Genomic DNA, 16,557 nt, shown 5'->3' with positions numbered 1-16,557 from the left:
CAAAATGGATTGTAGAAAATTAATTTAAATGATGAAAGATTCAGATTGTATAATAATTCCATTTGACTTAGAGTTAACTATAAGGATTATCATTGTTTTGCAAGAGAAAAAAGTAGGGATAAAATAAAGATAGAAAATAAACTCGAATGATGCATTTTCCCTATTAGAAATTCTTTTGGAAAGTATAAATTTAGGAGGTTGCTATAATGATAACTGCTAAAGCAAGAGCTGTCGACGGTCCAGACAAACCGTTCCGAGAGGCTGAAATTATACGACGGGATCTTGATTCGCATGATGTCCTGATTGAAATTAAATATGCAGGTATATGCCATTCTGACATCCACACAGCTCACGGCGAATGGGGGCCGGTGAACTACCCTCTCGTACCGGGTCATGAGATTGCAGGAATTGTCACGGATGTAGGAGCTGCAGTTACAAAGTACAGGGTTGGTGACAGGGTAGGGGTTGGCTGTATGGTTGATTCCTGTGGAGAATGTGAGAATTGCCTTAAAGGGGAAGAACAATACTGTCTCAACGGAAATATCCCTACCTACGCTGGTGTTGACAAATATGGCGAATCTACTCAAGGTGGATATTCATCTCACATTGTCGTAACTGAGGACTTCGTGGTGAGGATTCCTGATAGCATTGAGCTCGACGTCGCTGCACCATTACTTTGCGCAGGTATTACGACTTATTCGCCACTAAACCATTGGGGAGCTGGACCAGGTAAGAAAGTAGCGATTGTGGGAATGGGCGGTCTTGGTCATATGGCTGTCAAGATTGCACATGCCATGGGTGCAGAGGTAACCGTTCTGTCACAAACATTGAATAAAAAGGACGATGGCTTGCAATTCGGCGCAGACAACTATTATTCCACTAGTGAACCAGCAACCTTCGAAAAACTTGCTAAGCGCTTTGATTTGATTATTAACACGGTGAGTGCCAATATTAACTTGGATGCTTATTTCGCATTACTTACTCTTGACGGAACTTTGGTGAATGTCGGTGCTCCAGGAGAGCCGTTGTCACTAAATGTGATGTCCCTCATCGGTCATCGCCGTTCATTTGCAGGTTCAATGATAGGAGGCATCCGTGAGACACAGGAAATGTTGGCGTTCTGTGCGAAACACAATATTGTTCCTAAGATTGAAGTGATTTCGGCAGACCACATTGACGAAGCCTACAAGCGTGTATTAGCTTCAGATGTAAAGTATAGATTTGTGATTGACGTTAGCACAATGTGAGTTGTGTAAATGATAAATTTATTCACTGATTGTTATGATACCTAAGAGCAAAGCGTTTGGGACATCTTCACTTTATTTTTGTATTTTACGATCATAATGAAACGCTGATGCACTTTTGATTAGCTAGAAGGCGACATCTTCATTAAGCTAACGAGAGACAATTTAAAAAAAGACGAGTAGGGCAGTCGGTCAATAACGATCGGCTGCTTTTTGTGTCGATCCAACACTGTCAGTCAATAAGAACATATAGACTTTGAATGCCGCATAGAGCGGCTATTATTATTTTAGGCTATGTTAAATCCTGATGTTGATCTTTACGATAAGAAAACCGCCTCGTTATAGAGGCGGCTTATTTGAGTTATCGTACTTCGTTAGTTCAAAAATGGAAGCCGCTCATAACTTCCAGCATCGTAATTTCACTTGATTATAGTAAGTCCGAAAGCATATCTCCCGAATTTCACTCTAGCGTCGCGGTCAGACGATCACGCGGTAGTGAAGATGAACAACGCCGCCTTGGAAGCGGCGCTCACCGAGCAGCTCGAGCCGCATGCTGAGGTTGTCCGGCAATGCTCGCTTCCCTCCACCCAAGACAATCGGATTAAGAAGCAGATGACACTCGTCGATCAGTCCCGCGCTCATCGCCTGCCCGGCAAGCTCGGGGCCGCCAATCGTAATGTCGGCTACAGAAGACTCCTTAAGACTTCGGATCGCATCAGCATCGAATTCGCGCTCTATCCTGGTGCTGGCGCTTGACACTGCCTGAAGCGTCCGGGAATATACAATCTTCTCAGCCGCTCGCCAGGTCTGCGCGAATTCCTGCTTTATCTCCGGTTGATCGCCGCCGGCGTCAGCCGTCTCCCAGTACACCATGTTCTCGTAGAGTCGACGCCCGTATAGGTAGGTGCCGATCGGCCGCTGGAAGCCAGTCCAGAACGCATACGTCTCGTCATTGGATATCCCCCAATCGAAATTGCCGCGCTCGTCCTCAATGTACCCGTCCAAAGATATGTTATTAGCGTAGATCAGTTTAGCCATTTCAATAACGCCCTCCAATTATTAGATTCCAACGCCTGCCTGCTGCTTGAGGTTCTTGATCTCTTCCTTGACATTTTCTTCCACCAATCTGGAATTGTTCCATTCGACTTTCTCCAGTGTCGTGGAAAAAACGATTTTGGCTGTCTTTTCGATCCACTCGGCATGATTCCGTTCATGTTGCGAAGCTGATGGGTTCAAAGGCACAGATGGCCAATAACTGTGCATTCCCTGATAAGTCCCACGTCCCCAAATGACAGTGTCGGCAGTACTCAGAATTTCTATTGCGTGTTTCTCCAAATCAGCTTAGCACATTTCAGCTTGGGTTGTTTCTTATGGATTGCTAATTTAAACTGCCAGTTAGTTTAACAAGTATAAGCAGAAAGCCGAAGTTTGTCATTCGTGGCGGTCACAGAAAACAGGCATGATTTCACCAACATATTTTTCTTATTCGATGCTGTATTCTCATATTCCTTGCTGTCTAAGTAACGAAACCAAGCCAAATAATGTTGCAAATATTTAGTTGCAACGCCGTTAAAGCGATCCATCCACTTTTTTAAGCGGCTGTGGTAGCTGTTTACGTTTTGGATATGGTACACGCCCTTTACACGTTGCTTTCCGTCGGACTTAAATCGGTAATGAGCCAAGCCCTTTGAATTCACATAGGAACTGAATGCTCTCCACGAATCAGTGCAAAGCACGTTTGAGTCAGATATATGACCACCAATCGCTTCATCCAATTTTGTAGTCCGAATACGTCCACGCCCAAGTACGCCAGAGTAAGTCATTTTCTGACGGTCACGATTATATCGGCAGGAGCGGTGGTGACAAAAGATGTACCTGCCAACACGATTGTTGCTGGTGTACCTGCAAAAGTGATAAAAACAATAGAAGAATAAATACAACAAGACAACCGAACTAAAGATCGGTTGGTAAAATTATTGTAAGAGGACACGAACATAGATGTATTTCAAGCCGCGTTTTGTGCGGTTTTTTTATTTTATAGATACAACATCTTGTCCTTTCCAAAAGAAAAGAAGTTGTACTGTTTTCCATAAATGGACATAAAAATGTTGTGTTTGCCGCAACAATAACTGAACGATACAAATTGATTTTTCGGGCGTGGTCAACAGTAGAATGTCGAGTGACAAGAACTTGCGTCCTTAGCCGACTTGTGACAACAACATACCTCCTTAACCGCGGCAGCTTATTTTCTCAACTAACTGTATGCGTTAACGGTAGCACAAACGAAATTGAATATAGCCGTTAGAGCCAGCAGTTGTTTGGTAATAAGGTAGTCTAATCACTCATGGTCGCTCAACTAACGGGGAGGTTATTGCAACATATCCCTATTTTTATCGTCTTAAAAACATAGGGGGAAATCGTATGCGGAAGCCATTATTAGCAATCGTTATTTTAGTTCTTATGGTTGGAATTCTGGTACTGTATAAGTTCCAAAAACAGTCAGGCACGCTTAGTTTTAATGAAATTGCCTCAGCAGGAGATATTGTAAAGATAGAATATCGACACGGGGGAAACGGCTTGCTCTACGAGACAGAGAACATAACTGAAATTAATCATTTTATCCAGTCGATGAGAGCAACCACATATCGTAAGATAACACCAAATCCATATACTGGTAGCGGAAGTCTTCAACTGTACGATAATGAAAACAAAAAGATAATGGGTATATCATTTGGACCGAATCAAGATATCCAAATCAATGGAGTATATTATCATATGGCTAATGATATTGATAACCAACTGAAGCCTTTTTTTGATAAATTGTTAACTGATAAAAATGTCATCAATGATAAATGAGATTAAACTGAGGGACGGGTACGTTAGTTCAACAATAAAAACAGGCTGCCGCGGCGGCCTATTGTTACGCTAGCGGGCAGCATAGTTCAAAAATCGCACCTTCACTAACGAACATATATTCGGTAATATTAGAATGGGTTATTGTTCCAATATCAAATGGAGGTTCCAATATGATTAGCTTGGGAAAAAGTACGATTCATCGGTATAAAGAATTTACAGAGTGGACGGATACCTTACATGATGTACACGAGAGCATTTGGTTACAACCTATTGCTGAAGGAAAAGCATCAATAGGAGAAATAATTTCGCATCTTAAAAATTGGGATACTTACCTCATCACAACAATTGTCCCAGCGATTAAAAATGGCGAAGGAATGGTATTTCCAGATTTCGATTCATTTAACAAGATAGCATATGAATATGCCAGATCGGGAATTTCTAAAGATCGTCTGCTCGACGAATTTATGCAAACCCGCCTTCATCTGGTTGAAATACTGTTAGCCGATCCTGATGTTGTTGCTAAACATGTTACCGCGAACGGAGTAGAAACTTGCCCGCACACCGGCACACCCTATTCTCTGCTTTACATTATTCACGAATTTAACGATCACGACACTCATCATAAAAATCAAATTTTAACGGTATAACTCGTCCCACTAACGGAGAACGATATTGCAGTAGCAAACGTGAAGCAGCCGGCCAGAGATCGGCCGCCTTAGTTGAACTAAAGGGCAGCATTCCTATTATGAAGAAATACGAGGTTTGAGAAACAAAAAGATTCCTTGGTATGATGTTGATGGGTCCATGATGCTGGCCAGCGACCGGGTCCAAAAACAAACCAAGGAGATTACAAGATGTATTCTACTCAAAACGAATTAATCAAATCACTTCCTCAACAAGCTGGGTCCCTACGAAAGTACCTTTATTTATTTTTCACCAGACTAATTTTCAATAGTTTATGATACTTTCTAACTATTTTGCAATTATAATCAAACCGTTTACAGCCTCCCTCCGTTTACTTTAATAGTACCGGTAAAAATCACGTGTGAAATGGAGGAAGAATCATGAAGAAGACCGTATTCCTATCAGCTCTACTGCTCTTTGTCATTACGGCTGCCGGATTGTCAGCCTATGCAAAAATGGACGGTCAGCCGGCGTCCCAGGCGACACTAAATTCTAACCAAAATGATCATGTCATCCGGGTGTACGGACCGGGCGGACCACTTGGACCGATCAAGGAAGCGGCTGAACATTTTTCGTCTGAAACGGGAATCAAGGTGGAAGTAACAGCCGGACCAGAGGGCAATTGGATCGGCCAGGCAAAGCAAGATGCAGATATTATTTTCGGTGGCTCCGAGTATATGCTGCAGGACTTCATCTTTAACCACCCCGAAATGATCGACACTAAATCACGAATGGAGCTTTACCCTCGTGCTGCAGGAATATTGGTGAGGAAAGGAAATCCGAAGAAGATTGAAAGCCTGGAGGATTTAACGAAAAAGGGAGTAAAAATAATCGATGTGAATGGGGCTGGCCAGCTTGGCCTGTGGGAAGACCTGGCAGGCAGAAAAGGGCTGATCGAAGGCATTTCCCAAAATATTAATCTTTCTGTAAAGTCGAGTGCCGAAGTCATTGAACGATGGAAATCGAATTCCAGCCTGGACGCCTGGATTACCTATGAATCGTGGCATTACCGGCTTCAGGATGTGACCGACCTGGTCGAACTGCCCGAAGAAGAAAAGCTCTATCGTGGAACGCCGATTGCCCTGACTAAAATCACCGATCAGAAAAAAGAGGCACAGCAATTTATTGATTATTTAAGAACGGAAGAATCTCACCAAATCTTTAAAAAATGGGGCTGGAAGTAGGACGAGCCTTAAATCTAAAAAAGACTGAAGAATCCATTTTGATCGATCTATTTTCAAAATGGATTCTTTGAATTTGCCGCAAAAAAATGACACTAATAATTTATTATTTATGGGTGTTTGGGGGACGACAAGAACATTAGCCGATAAAACCTGCGTATATGGGACTGTTAACAAATGCGCGGGTTTTTATTTTTAGCGGACAAGTTCATGTCGCAGTTGAACGAGAAGAGCTTGATCCCCTTGTCGGATTAAAGTGGAGGCCGCTCAGCTAACGGGCAGCGCAACAATTTATACTCAATTATCGTTCAACTTATTATGGGGGGTGGATTTTCATGGTTCGTGTGGTAGCGGTGCTTTTATTTCTTAGTGTATTTTTAGTTGGCTGTGGAAATCCAGTTAGTTCATTTGAAGGTGAGATCGATAAAATACAGGATAACGAATTTCGTATCAGCTGCTCTGACGCGGCGAACAAAGGAAAAAAAGGCGATATAATTGATATCGGGTACTTATGTAATGTTCAGTATACTAATCAAACGCTATTCAGAGATATAAAAGGTGAGTCTATAAAGGCTGCTGACATTTCGCTGGGTTCAACTGTTAATGTTATCTTAGAGAAACCAGTGGACATCAGAAAGAACTTTAGGAAGAATAAGCCTTTTGTTCTTACTGCAAAAGAAATTGTACTGTTAACAAAAGGAGAATGACGTTCAACTAACGGAGAACGTTAGTTGAACGAAACAGGCTGCAATTTGGTATATTTATTACTCATACAGAGAACTCTCCAGACATGGAGGGTTCTTTCATTTTTATCAATGTGTTTGCGAATGCTGTCAGCTACGCTGGTATTACCCCGTATCGGACGATGCCATCAGTAAACAGGCTGCCCTCGAAAGGATCACGCGCTCCACCCTCTTCGGAACGGGCATGTCGGCTTCGCAGCGGTAATCGCGATCGAGCTTCTCCACCAGGCAATGCACGGGGAGTTCGGCGCTAGAGCATTCCAGGGCGAGCTCCATATTCTCGCCGGACCGTATACTGCTCTGATCGGCGAGACAAGCAGCCAGCGCCAGACAGGCATTGCCGCAGAACTCACCTCCCGCCATACGTAGCTTCGCGGTACAGCCGGGAAGGGTGGGGCTCTCAACAAACCCGACCTGTTCGGCATAGAGATGACCGTAAACCATCATTTGCGCTGCGATGCGGGCATGCTGATTGGCGGGGAACTCGTTCATGACAAGAATCGCCATGTTGTTGGCGGGATTGCATATGACGAAATCAATCTCCTGGTTCAATGAACAACCCTCCGATGAGGAACAGAATGTGGAAATTACTCTTGAAATGTCATAGTAAGACATTGGCAGATCGTCAATGGTTATTGTAAAGGTGGAAAGAACAAGAAAAAAAACGTTGACAACTTGTAATAGTAATCATTACTATTAAGAGGCTGGTTAATCGTAATTATTACTTATTATGAAGAGGAGCGTTCTACATATGAGAACAAAGAAGGCAGTCATACTGCTGGCATCTATTCTGACGATCGTGATACTGGCGGGATGCAACGGGGACAAAGTGAATAACGGAGGTGCCGGCACGGAGGCGGAGGTTCGCGAGCTGGTCTACGCCACGGCGAAGGACATCAACGACATGAATCCTCACCTGTATCCGGGATCCATGGCGGCGCAGGGAATCCTCTACGAATCGCTCGTAGAGAACACGCCGGAAGGCATCAAACCGCTCTTGGCGGAGTCGTGGGAGATCTCGGAAGATGGCAAGACGTATACCTTCCACCTTCGTAAGGATGTGAAATTCCATGATGGAGAGCCGTTTAATGCCGAGGCCGTGAAACTAAATATCGACGCGGTTCAGCGTAACGCAAGCAAACACGCCTGGATCAAGCTGTCTACAAAGCTTGCCGAGGTGAGCGTTGTGGATGAGTTTACCGTCAAGCTGACGTTGACGGAGACTTATTATCCGACGTTGCTGGAATTATCCATGACACGGCCGTATGTGTTCATCTCGCCTAAGGACTTCCAGAATGGAGAAACAAAGGATGGCGTAACGGCTTACCACGGTACGGGTCCCTACATTCTTGAAGAGCATGTGACAGAGCAGTTTGCTACCTTCGTGGCGAATGAGGCCTATTGGGGCGGAGCGCCTACCGTGAAGAAGATCACGGCTAAGGTGTTGCCGGCTGGCGAGACAACGCTTCTGGCGCTTCAGAAGGGCGAGGTGAACTTCGTGTTCACCGACGATCGCGGTACGGACAGCATTGATGTAGACGCTATGCAGCGGCTGGCGGAGACAGGCGATTACCAGATCGTCCGGAGCGAGCCTATGAATACGAAAATGATTGTAGCCAATAGCAGCCAAGCCTCAAGTCCCGTCAGCGAGAAGGCTGTTAGGGAAGCCATCTGGCAATCTATCGACCGCGAGACGATCAGCCGCACCATCTTCAGCGGCACGGAAACGCCGGCGGAGACCTTGTTCTCGTCTAACGTCAACTATGCCGACGCGGGGCTGCAGAAGAGGGAGTACAATCCCGAAGTGGCTGCGAAACTGCTGGAGGAAGCCGGCTGGACGAATGCGGATGGAACCGAAATACGGTCGAAGGATGGCCGTCAGCTCGCAATCAAGCTTTATTACGATGTGAATTCATCCTCGCAGAAGACGCAGGCAGAGCTGCTACAGAGCGAGACGCTCAAAATCGGAATGAAGCTGGAGCTTGTCGGTGAGGAATCCTCCGCGATTGCGAACCGGAGATCGATCGGCGATTACGATCTGTTATTTAACCAGACATGGGGACTTGCCTACGATCCGCAAAGCACGATTACGGCATTTACGTCCGAAACAGCTTATCTCCACACGACGAGCGGTCTACCGCAAGCGCAGGAGCTCTACGGGAAGATAGAGGAAGTGATGGTATCCACGGACGAAGAGACGAGGAAGGGCTTGTACAAGAATATTCTGACGATCGCACATGAAGAAGCCGTGTTTATTCCGCTTACGAACGGCAGCGTGACGGTCGTCGCTCCTGCGGATCTGCAGGGAATCTCCTTCAAGCAGACGCAATTCGAGCTGCCGTTCGAACGAATGAGCTTTGAATAGGACAGGGGCGGTTGAAGCTGCAAGAGACTAGTTAGGCTGGTAGGAGAGGTGAAGCTATGGCTCTGTACACGTTGAAACGGGTAGGCGCCCTTACGCCGCTACTTGTCGTGATCTCATTTTTGACTTTTGTATTGAATGGGCTGTCGCCAATGGACCCGGCTGAAGTCGTGCTGCACGCGCAAGGCGTGCCGACCATCACCGACGAGCTGATCGCGGCTACAAGAGCGGAGCTCGGCATGGACCGTCCGCTGCTCATTCGATACGGCGATTGGCTGCTAGCCAGCCTCCAGCTTGACTTCGGAGATTCCTTTATAACGGGCAAGCCGGTATGGTCCCTGCTTGGTCCTGCCCTGCTGAACACGATGAAGTTGACATTAGTCTCCTCGCTGTTCATCGTCGTACTCTCCATTGCACTCGGCGTTGTCTGTGCCTTGAAGGAGGGAAAGTGGCTGGATCTCTCGGTCAGGGGCGTCTCCTTCCTGCTTACTTCCATGCCGGCTTATTGGCTGGCGGCGCTGATGGTATGGTATTTCGCCGTTAAGCTAGATTTGCTTCCGACTAGCGGGATGGACACCGCGGGCAGCTACGTGCTGCCGGTTGCTGTTATCGTAATCGGTTATGCGGGCATCTACTTCCGGGTCATTCGAAGCTCCATGCTGAGCAATCTGAACGAAGATTACGTCCTGTACGGCAGAGCCTGCGGAATGTCGGAGAGGAAGCTCACGCTGTACGTGCTTCGCAATTCCTTGCAGGTCGCAGTCTCGGTATTCGGACTTGCCATTCCAATCATACTGGGCAGTACGGTTGTCGTGGAAAATATTTTCGCCTGGCCGGGTCTCGGCACGCTCACCGTCAACTCCATTCTGGGCCGGGACTTCCCCGTCATCCAAGCCTATGTTCTCGTGCTTGCGGTCGCGTTCGTCTTGTTCAATACGGTATCCGACGTCATGAATGCGGCCATGAACCCTCGGCTAAGGAAGGAGCTCTAGATGAAGCTGCTTGAAAAATTAATGAAGGACAGATTGGCAGCGGCAAGTCTCGCCGTGGTGGCGGCAACGCTGTTGATCGGGTTATGCGCCCCTCTGGTCGCCCCGCATCCTCCGAACGAAGCCAATATGGAGCTCCGGTTCGCTGGTGCTTCCTGGACCTACTGGCTTGGCAATGATCATCTTGGCCGCTGCATTCTGTCCCGGCTGATCTACGGCATTCGCCCTAGCGTACTTTGGGTGCTTGCCGCTCTTGGGGCTGCCGCATGCTTCGGTGCAGCACTCGGCTTCATAGCCGGATACTTCCGCGGGAGAATCGATGCTGTACTGATGCGAATTTGCGACGTCATGTTATCGTTCCCCGGTTACGTGATGACGCTGGCCATCGTGGGTATGCTGGGAGCGGGGCTGACTAATATTTTATTGGCGTTCGTCGTCATGAAATGGGCATGGTTCGCGCGAGTGATTCGGACAACGGTGATGCAATATGCGGATGCCGACTATGTGAAATTTGCCAAGGTGCTTGGTATAGGGCATTTGGGAATTATGAAGCGGCATATCGCCCTGGCAGCATTGCCGGAGATTTCCGTCATAGCGAGCAGTTCTTTCGGCTCGATGATTCTTCAGATATCCGGTCTGTCTTTCCTGGGGCTCGGCATCGAAGCGCCGCATGCGGAATGGGGGATGATGATGAACGAAGCGCGCTCGGTCATGTTCACGCGTCCCGAACTAATGCTTGCTCCCGGACTGGCTATCATTGTAGTCGTATCGGCCGTCAACTTCTTGTCGGACGCGCTGCAGAAGGTGCTGGATCCTAAGCTTGCGGTGTCCGGCAAACGAGCTTCTGTCCGTATTGGCGGAATGCTGCGCGGTCTGCGCAAGAAGGAGGCAGCCTGAAGCCGATGAGCTTGCTTGAAGTGGAGCATCTGAGAATATGGGACGGGCGGACAGGCGTTGTGCTGGTACCGGACAGCTCGTTCCGACTGTCACAAGGCGAGTGCTTGGCAATTGTGGGCGAAAGCGGCAGCGGCAAGTCGCTGACATGCAGAGCGCTCATGCGGCTGAATCGTTCAGGTATCCGTCAGTCGGGACGCATTATACTAAACGGTGTCGATCTGGCGAAGCTTTCCGACAAGGAGCTGCGCCCCTATCGGGGCAGGCGAATGTGCATGATTATGCAGAACGGCATGCGAGCGTTCGATCCATCGCGTCCGGTCGGAGCTTACCTGCTGGAGGTGCTGTCCATTCATTATGACTGGAGCCGCAGCGAGATGAACACCAAGCTGTCGGCTGCAATGACAAGCGTAGGACTACAGGATCCCTCCGCCGTTATGGGACGTTATCCGCATGAATTGTCCGGGGGCATGCTGCAGCGGGTCATGATTGCGCTAGCCATCGTACTGGAGCCCGACGTTATTATTGCGGATGAACCGACGACTGCGCTGGATGCCGTTACGCAATATGAAGTGGTAGAGCAGTTCGTACAGCTGCGAGGACGTATCGGCAGCGCCATCGTATTCGTGTCGCATGATCTGGGCGTGGTACGACGAATCGCGGATGAGGTGCTGGTCATGAAGGAGGGGGTTATCGTGGAGCGAGGGAAGACAAGTCAGCTCTTCACTGACGGGAGCCATCCCTATACCCGTTATTTGGTGTCCTCCAAGGAGGCGATTAGAAGCCATTACTTACAATTGATGGGGGGAACGGACGTTGCTGAAGGTTGAGGGCGTAAGCAAATCATACCGAAGGAACGGGTGGTTGGGCGGCGAGCGGCAACAAGTGCTGCGCCAGGTTCATCTGGAATGGAACAGGGGCGAATCCCTCGGCATCATCGGAGAGAGCGGCAGCGGCAAGTCGACGCTGGGCCGATTGCTGCTCGGCATCGAGAAGCCGGATCAAGGTAGCGTTACATGGAACGGGCGTCCAGTCACGGACCGTCGTGTGCGCCGCGGGACGATTAGCGCCGTCTTCCAGGATTATACCTCGTCGATCCATCCGTTCTACACCGTTCGTCAAGCCCTGCTGGAACCCTTGAAGCTTGTTGGCGGCCAACCGGATACGAAGGATATGGGCAAGCTGCTGCGCCAGGTTGGACTGGACGAATCCTATATGGATAAATATCCGCATGAGCTGTCCGGGGGTGAGGCGCAGCGGGTATGTATTGCAAGGGCCGTATCCTCGGCCCCGCAATGTATTCTGCTCGATGAAGCCATAAGCTCGCTTGACGGCTCTGTCCAGATGCAAGTGCTGGAATTACTGAAGCAATTAAAGGAGTCTTCTGGTATGGGTTATATTTTCATCACCCACGATATTCAGGCAGCGGCCTTTCTATGCGATCGGATAATGATCGTGTGCAGCGGAGAAATCGTGGAAACCGTCGCGACGCCGCAGCTGAGGCATGTTCAGTCCGAATATGCGAAGGAATTGCTGCGCAAGGTTATTTCTTAAAGATGTCCAAGCGGACTGTCCGAGGTCTATTAGAGAGGAGATCGTGTCGGTGAAAGGTGCGTTGTCTTGGCCGTTTATTAGGCTATATGTGCTTACACTGCTCTACTTCAGCGCCAACTCCATCTTGAATGTCATCATCCCCTTGCAAGGGGAAGCGCTGGGAGTCACGAATACGACAATCGGCATCGTTATGGGCGCTTACTTGCTGACAACGATGGTCTTCCGTCCTTGGGCAGGACAAGTCATTCATCGGCACGGACCGATTCGAGTGCTGCGGATTATACTGATGGTCAACGGACTAGCGCTTCTGATCTACTCGTTCATGGGTCTCGGCGGTTACTTGATCGCTCGCGTGCTGCAAGGAGTATGCACCGCCTTTTTCTCAATGGCGCTGCAGCTAGGCATAATCGACGCCCTGCCGGATAAGGATCGTTCGCAAGGGATCTCCATATATTCCTTGTGCTCCTATATGCCGGGAATATTCGGTCCACTGCTTGCCATCGGTATGTGGCAGACGGGAGAGATGAGCGTATTCGCGCTGTCGATGGTCGTGATAGCGGTACTAACAGGCTTTGTTGGTTTCACGGTACGGATCGAACGGCAGCCGGAGGAGAGGGGCGGCGACACCACGACAGGCAATCCCGTCAAAATGATGCTGCATGCTATGGGACAGCTTGTCCGCAATCCCTATCTTCGGCGCTGCGGCATGCTCATGCTGATCGCCTCGCTGGTATTCGGAGCGGTGACGGCGTTCGTACCGTTGTATGCTCCTCAGATTCAAGGCGGCAGCGCAGCCGTCTATCTGATGATTCAGGCGGCAGTGGTCGTAGCCGCACGTTTCCTGCTCCGATCCCATATTCCGTCGGATGGTCAATGGAACACGCCTTTCATCGGAGGAACGATGTTCATGCTGATCTCTGGATCGACTGCCGTCGGACTGGCGGCGAATGTGGGATCGGCGCTGTTCTATAGCGGCGCCCTGCTGATTGGCATTGCGCAGGCATTGCTGTATCCCACACTAACCACCTACTTGAGTTTTGTTCTGCCGAAGGCAGAGCGCAACGTGTTAATCGGACTATTCGTCGCGACGGCCGATCTTGGTGTATCCCTTGGTGGTATTGTCATGGGGCCTGTCTCGGATATCACGTCGTATTCTTTCATGTATCTGATATGCGCCATACTCGGCATTCTTGCTGCCTCGGTTGCCTTGCAGAGACGTATGGGCAGAGGCAAAGTAACAGGAACGGATGGGGGCTAGTTTATTGCTCTCCTGAAGTTTTGTCATCTGATTGCAATATGTGTTCAGTGTTCAGTCAAAGTTAGAGCTAGAGTGGTCGGAATATCCGCCAACTCTTTTTTTAAATAACCGTGAGTACAAGCAGTAAATACGTTAACGATTCCGGTGATTTTAAAGTATTAAAACTGAACGAGGGTGGTCGCTGCTACCAGTACCATTGATGGTCGATTTCAAATATCATCTACTGTAAGAAGGGAGGAGTTCCTTCATGTAGGAATTATCTTTTCCAGAGTACATGATATCAAAATATAAAATCATAGAGTAGCAACATATAAATGATTTGAAAAGCTTGATATATCAGGCTTTTCATTTTTTTGTAGGCACTTTTGTGTCATATGATAATGCACAAATGTGCCTACATTGTCGTCAAGAGACACAATAGTATCTACATTGTCGAGAAAAACACCCTTTTGTTAAGAAAGTCCAATATTCTAACGGGATATATTTCTCAACGGCGTGTCGGAGGTCAAGAACTTGTAAGCATATGGAGTTGCGCATTACGCGGCTTTTTTTTATTAAGCTCAAGGGCAGGATGCTTCCAATAGTTGTATAATTAAGATAAGGAAGTAGATTCGGTATTAGGCTGATGCTATTGGATTCAGTTATTCCGGAAGCTAGCAAATATTATCATATGCTTGAGGTTGGAGGCGTTGCTGGTGGATGAAAAGTCTATATCTCAGCTCTATGTAATGACAGCAAAAATCCCAGAAGAAGGCGTTGATAAATTTAATGAATATGAAAGTCTTGTACTCCCTTTGCTTAGAGAGTATGGGGCAAAATTAGAAAGAAGGCTCCAGAGCCATGATCGTCTCAACGAGGTTCATATCATCTGGTTTCCATCTCCCCAGTCGTTTGAGAATTATCGTAAAGATCCTAGACGAAGTCAGCATGCATATCTTCTTGTTGAGTCAGGCGCTGTTATTGAGTTAATGATTATGAATGAGTTGAATTCATTCGGGCATTCAACGAGTGAGGAACAATAGCTGAACAAATACGTGACGGCAGTTAAACATATGATCGGCTGCCGTTTTCTCAACTACCTCGGTACGGTTTGGTTTTCTTGCGAATGCTCTTATTCGCAGGATTTCGCCACACTTAACGATTAACCATAAGCGAGTGTCCCGGCTGATGAAGGTAAAAGGAATCCGATCCGTTATTAGCAGGAAGAAAAAGAAATATGCGCGTTCCACTCCGCAGCAGGTGGCCGAGAACTTGTTAAACCGCGAGTTTCAAGCAAGCGTTAAAACTAGCCTTGTAGGCTGCACCAGGAAGCAAGCCTATGCTACATAGCGACAGGGGATTCCAATATAAATCGCTCGACTTCAAATTGCTCCTGGACGAAAACAAGCTGACTCAGAGTATGTCCCGAGTCGGGGAGTGCATTGATAACGGTCCAATAGAATCGTTTTGGGGGACTCTAAAGTGCGAGAAGTATTATTTGTACACGTACCATACCCTTGAAGAGCTCGAGAGAACTGCAAACCGGGAAGGCGTCCTCTTAGACAAAGAACAGGAAAGGGATCGATCAGGACTGAAATGAACGCATCATAGTCGATAATTTGTTTCAGAATGTTATCCGACATGCCAAGGCGGGGCGATATATCGGCATCTTCTGCTGTGAGCAGGATGGTGAAATGGTTGTAGCGATCCGAGACCATGGCCCCGGCATCGCGTACCGTTCAAGTGCGAAAGGGGCGGAAATCGTTCAGTCCATTTTGTCATTAACGATTAAAGATATGAATTTGCAGTGGAAGATCGACTCCGAGAACATCGGAACTACCGTATACATCAGTACATAAAATTAAACAAAACTTAAACTTGAGGTCACCTAAAAGCCAATCTAAAGTTGTTAGGATAGCTATTGAGGTGATGAGAATGAACGTTAAGAAAAGAAATCGGGCAGGCTATATTGCGTGCATATGCGGGCTGTTATATGCACTTCCGCACTTTTGGTGGGGCTTGGGGGTTTCATTCGGTTTCCCGGGAGATTTTGCAAAGGTACCAGATGAATTATTATCTCGGGTAATCGGTTATTGGTTTATGGGAGTGATGGCCGTGCTTTCTGCCCTATTCAGCTTGTCGTTCGTGTATAAGTGGGGAGATAAGCTACCGAGGAGGCTGAAGATCATTCTGGGGCTTTAGCTTCTTTGTTCTTAAGTTTCAATTTGCAATTGGACGTGTCGTGTCCGCTCCCTCTTTCGTAGAACAGGATGCAAGCCCAATGGCTGTATGGGGATATGTATGGTATGCACTGTTCCTTTGCTGGGGAATCTCGCTTGGCTTTGCTGCATTTTTCGAAGGAAAAATGACAAAAACATTTGGTCATAGGGTTATTAATGGTGTTGGTTCGCCGCGCTGAGCTCTGTCCCAAACAACGAATTTTCGCATTAGCGATGATATGGTGAACCATATCACAAGTAGAAGTACGTAACATTACGCTAACGAAATGTTGTCTACAAGAAGCTCATGATAATGATGAAAAGATTGATGTGTTCGTAGATGGAGTGAATGTGGTAGAAGTAAGTGATGGCTTGCAAGGAGAGCTATTTACCATGGGCAAGGCAGTTATACCGCTTGAGCTTGAACGATTTTATTGATTATTTCGTCGAAGGTCTCGCACGAGTGAAGATAGGTAAGAGTAAAGAAGTAGTGAGGTTAAAAACGAGAACGTTGAAGCATATTTTAAAAGACACGAAGAGGTGCATAAAAATCACCTATGGGGTTTTATAGATAAAACGGGAAGTATTATTGTA

At 47.4% G+C, this 16,557-nt stretch carries 18 protein-coding genes and 1 pseudogene; 15 read left to right on the top strand and 4 right to left on the bottom strand.

Going from position 1 to position 16,557, the window contains the following annotated elements:
- The first annotated feature begins 206 nt into the window (after positions 1 to 206).
- Complete coding sequence (locus NNL21_RS14660; protein WP_204818029.1) at positions 207 to 1,247, top strand: NAD(P)-dependent alcohol dehydrogenase; 1,041 nt, start codon at positions 207 to 209, stop codon at positions 1,245 to 1,247.
- Between the two features lie 474 nt (positions 1,248 to 1,721).
- Here NNL21_RS14660 and NNL21_RS14655 read toward each other — a convergent pair whose 3' ends face one another.
- The 3 genes and pseudogenes from NNL21_RS14655 to NNL21_RS14645 all read right to left on the bottom strand — a co-directional run.
- Positions 1,722 to 2,282 carry a dihydrofolate reductase family protein gene (locus NNL21_RS14655; protein WP_204818028.1) on the bottom strand — a complete coding sequence of 187 codons (561 nt, stop codon included), beginning with the start codon at positions 2,280 to 2,282 and terminating at the stop codon, positions 1,722 to 1,724.
- Positions 2,283 to 2,303: 21 nt separating this feature from the next.
- Complete coding sequence (locus NNL21_RS14650) at positions 2,304 to 2,507, bottom strand: dihydrofolate reductase family protein (protein ID WP_256555255.1); 204 nt, start codon at positions 2,505 to 2,507, stop codon at positions 2,304 to 2,306.
- Between the two features lie 137 nt (positions 2,508 to 2,644).
- A pseudogene (locus NNL21_RS14645) lies at positions 2,645 to 3,082 on the bottom strand (IS1595 family transposase); the annotation flags it as partial.
- A gap of 583 nt (positions 3,083 to 3,665) precedes the next feature.
- On the opposite strand from NNL21_RS14645, the gene NNL21_RS14640 reads away from it, so the two are divergent.
- The 4 genes from NNL21_RS14640 to NNL21_RS14625 all read left to right on the top strand — a co-directional run bounded on the left by NNL21_RS14640 (position 3,666) and on the right by NNL21_RS14625 (position 6,672).
- Positions 3,666 to 4,100: a hypothetical protein gene (locus NNL21_RS14640; RefSeq protein ID WP_204818027.1), complete on the top strand. Its 435-nt coding sequence runs from the start codon at positions 3,666 to 3,668 to the stop codon at positions 4,098 to 4,100.
- 170 nt (positions 4,101 to 4,270) lie between these two features.
- On the top strand, positions 4,271 to 4,747 hold the full coding sequence (locus NNL21_RS14635) for a DinB family protein (protein ID WP_204818026.1): 477 nt from the start codon (positions 4,271 to 4,273) through the stop codon (positions 4,745 to 4,747).
- 417 nt (positions 4,748 to 5,164) lie between these two features.
- The gene (locus NNL21_RS14630; protein ID WP_204818025.1) at positions 5,165 to 5,968 is read left to right on the top strand and encodes an extracellular solute-binding protein; all 804 of its coding nucleotides are present in this window, start codon (positions 5,165 to 5,167) and stop codon (positions 5,966 to 5,968) included.
- A gap of 332 nt (positions 5,969 to 6,300) precedes the next feature.
- On the top strand, positions 6,301 to 6,672 hold the full coding sequence (locus NNL21_RS14625; protein WP_204818024.1) for a hypothetical protein: 372 nt from the start codon (positions 6,301 to 6,303) through the stop codon (positions 6,670 to 6,672).
- 141 nt (positions 6,673 to 6,813) lie between these two features.
- On the opposite strand, the gene NNL21_RS14620 is transcribed toward NNL21_RS14625, so the two are convergent.
- Positions 6,814 to 7,260: a histidine racemase CntK family protein gene (locus NNL21_RS14620; protein ID WP_204818023.1), complete on the bottom strand. Its 447-nt coding sequence runs from the start codon at positions 7,258 to 7,260 to the stop codon at positions 6,814 to 6,816.
- Between the two features lie 199 nt (positions 7,261 to 7,459).
- Here NNL21_RS14620 and cntA point away from each other — a divergent pair, with 199 nt between their 5' ends.
- The 10 genes from cntA to NNL21_RS14565 all read left to right on the top strand — a co-directional run bounded on the left by cntA (position 7,460) and on the right by NNL21_RS14565 (position 16,163).
- Positions 7,460 to 9,073 carry a staphylopine-dependent metal ABC transporter substrate-binding lipoprotein gene (gene cntA, locus NNL21_RS14615; protein ID WP_204818022.1) on the top strand — a complete coding sequence of 538 codons (1,614 nt, stop codon included), beginning with the start codon at positions 7,460 to 7,462 and terminating at the stop codon, positions 9,071 to 9,073.
- 56 nt (positions 9,074 to 9,129) lie between these two features.
- Positions 9,130 to 10,062 (top strand): nickel/cobalt ABC transporter permease, encoded by a 933-nt coding sequence (gene opp1B, locus NNL21_RS14610; RefSeq protein WP_204818021.1) that lies wholly within the window; start codon positions 9,130 to 9,132, stop codon positions 10,060 to 10,062.
- Complete coding sequence (gene cntC, locus NNL21_RS14605) at positions 10,063 to 10,956, top strand: staphylopine uptake ABC transporter permease subunit CntC (RefSeq protein WP_204818020.1); 894 nt, start codon at positions 10,063 to 10,065, stop codon at positions 10,954 to 10,956.
- 5 nt (positions 10,957 to 10,961) lie between these two features.
- The gene (gene cntD, locus NNL21_RS14600) at positions 10,962 to 11,783 is read left to right on the top strand and encodes a staphylopine uptake ABC transporter ATP-binding protein CntD (RefSeq protein ID WP_204818019.1); all 822 of its coding nucleotides are present in this window, start codon (positions 10,962 to 10,964) and stop codon (positions 11,781 to 11,783) included.
- A complete protein-coding gene (locus NNL21_RS14595) occupies positions 11,770 to 12,507 on the top strand; it encodes an ABC transporter ATP-binding protein (RefSeq protein WP_204818018.1) in 738 nt (245 codons plus the stop codon). Before cntD ends, NNL21_RS14595 begins: the two co-directional genes overlap by 14 nt.
- Before the next feature lie 49 nt (positions 12,508 to 12,556).
- Positions 12,557 to 13,765, top strand: coding sequence for a staphylopine family metallophore export MFS transporter CntE (gene cntE / locus NNL21_RS14590; protein ID WP_204818017.1), 1,209 nt, complete (start codon positions 12,557 to 12,559; stop codon positions 13,763 to 13,765).
- Positions 13,766 to 14,460: 695 nt separating this feature from the next.
- Positions 14,461 to 14,787: a hypothetical protein gene (locus NNL21_RS14585; RefSeq protein WP_204818016.1), complete on the top strand. Its 327-nt coding sequence runs from the start codon at positions 14,461 to 14,463 to the stop codon at positions 14,785 to 14,787.
- Positions 14,788 to 15,438: 651 nt separating this feature from the next.
- On the top strand, positions 15,439 to 15,603 hold the full coding sequence (locus NNL21_RS14575; RefSeq protein ID WP_204818014.1) for a hypothetical protein: 165 nt from the start codon (positions 15,439 to 15,441) through the stop codon (positions 15,601 to 15,603).
- A gap of 76 nt (positions 15,604 to 15,679) precedes the next feature.
- On the top strand, positions 15,680 to 15,946 hold the full coding sequence (locus NNL21_RS14570; RefSeq protein ID WP_256555254.1) for a hypothetical protein: 267 nt from the start codon (positions 15,680 to 15,682) through the stop codon (positions 15,944 to 15,946).
- A 79-nt stretch (positions 15,947 to 16,025) separates the two neighbouring features.
- Complete coding sequence (locus tag NNL21_RS14565; protein ID WP_256555253.1) at positions 16,026 to 16,163, top strand: hypothetical protein; 138 nt, start codon at positions 16,026 to 16,028, stop codon at positions 16,161 to 16,163.
- Positions 16,164 to 16,557 lie beyond the last annotated feature (394 nt).

Origin of the sequence: Paenibacillus mendelii, from assembly GCF_024498075.1 — a bacterium.
Taxonomy (GTDB): Bacteria; Bacillota; Bacilli; order Paenibacillales; family Paenibacillaceae; genus Paenibacillus_Z; species Paenibacillus_Z mendelii.
The sequence above is the reverse complement of the archived record's forward strand: the minus strand, read 5'-3'. Positions and strand labels throughout refer to the sequence as shown.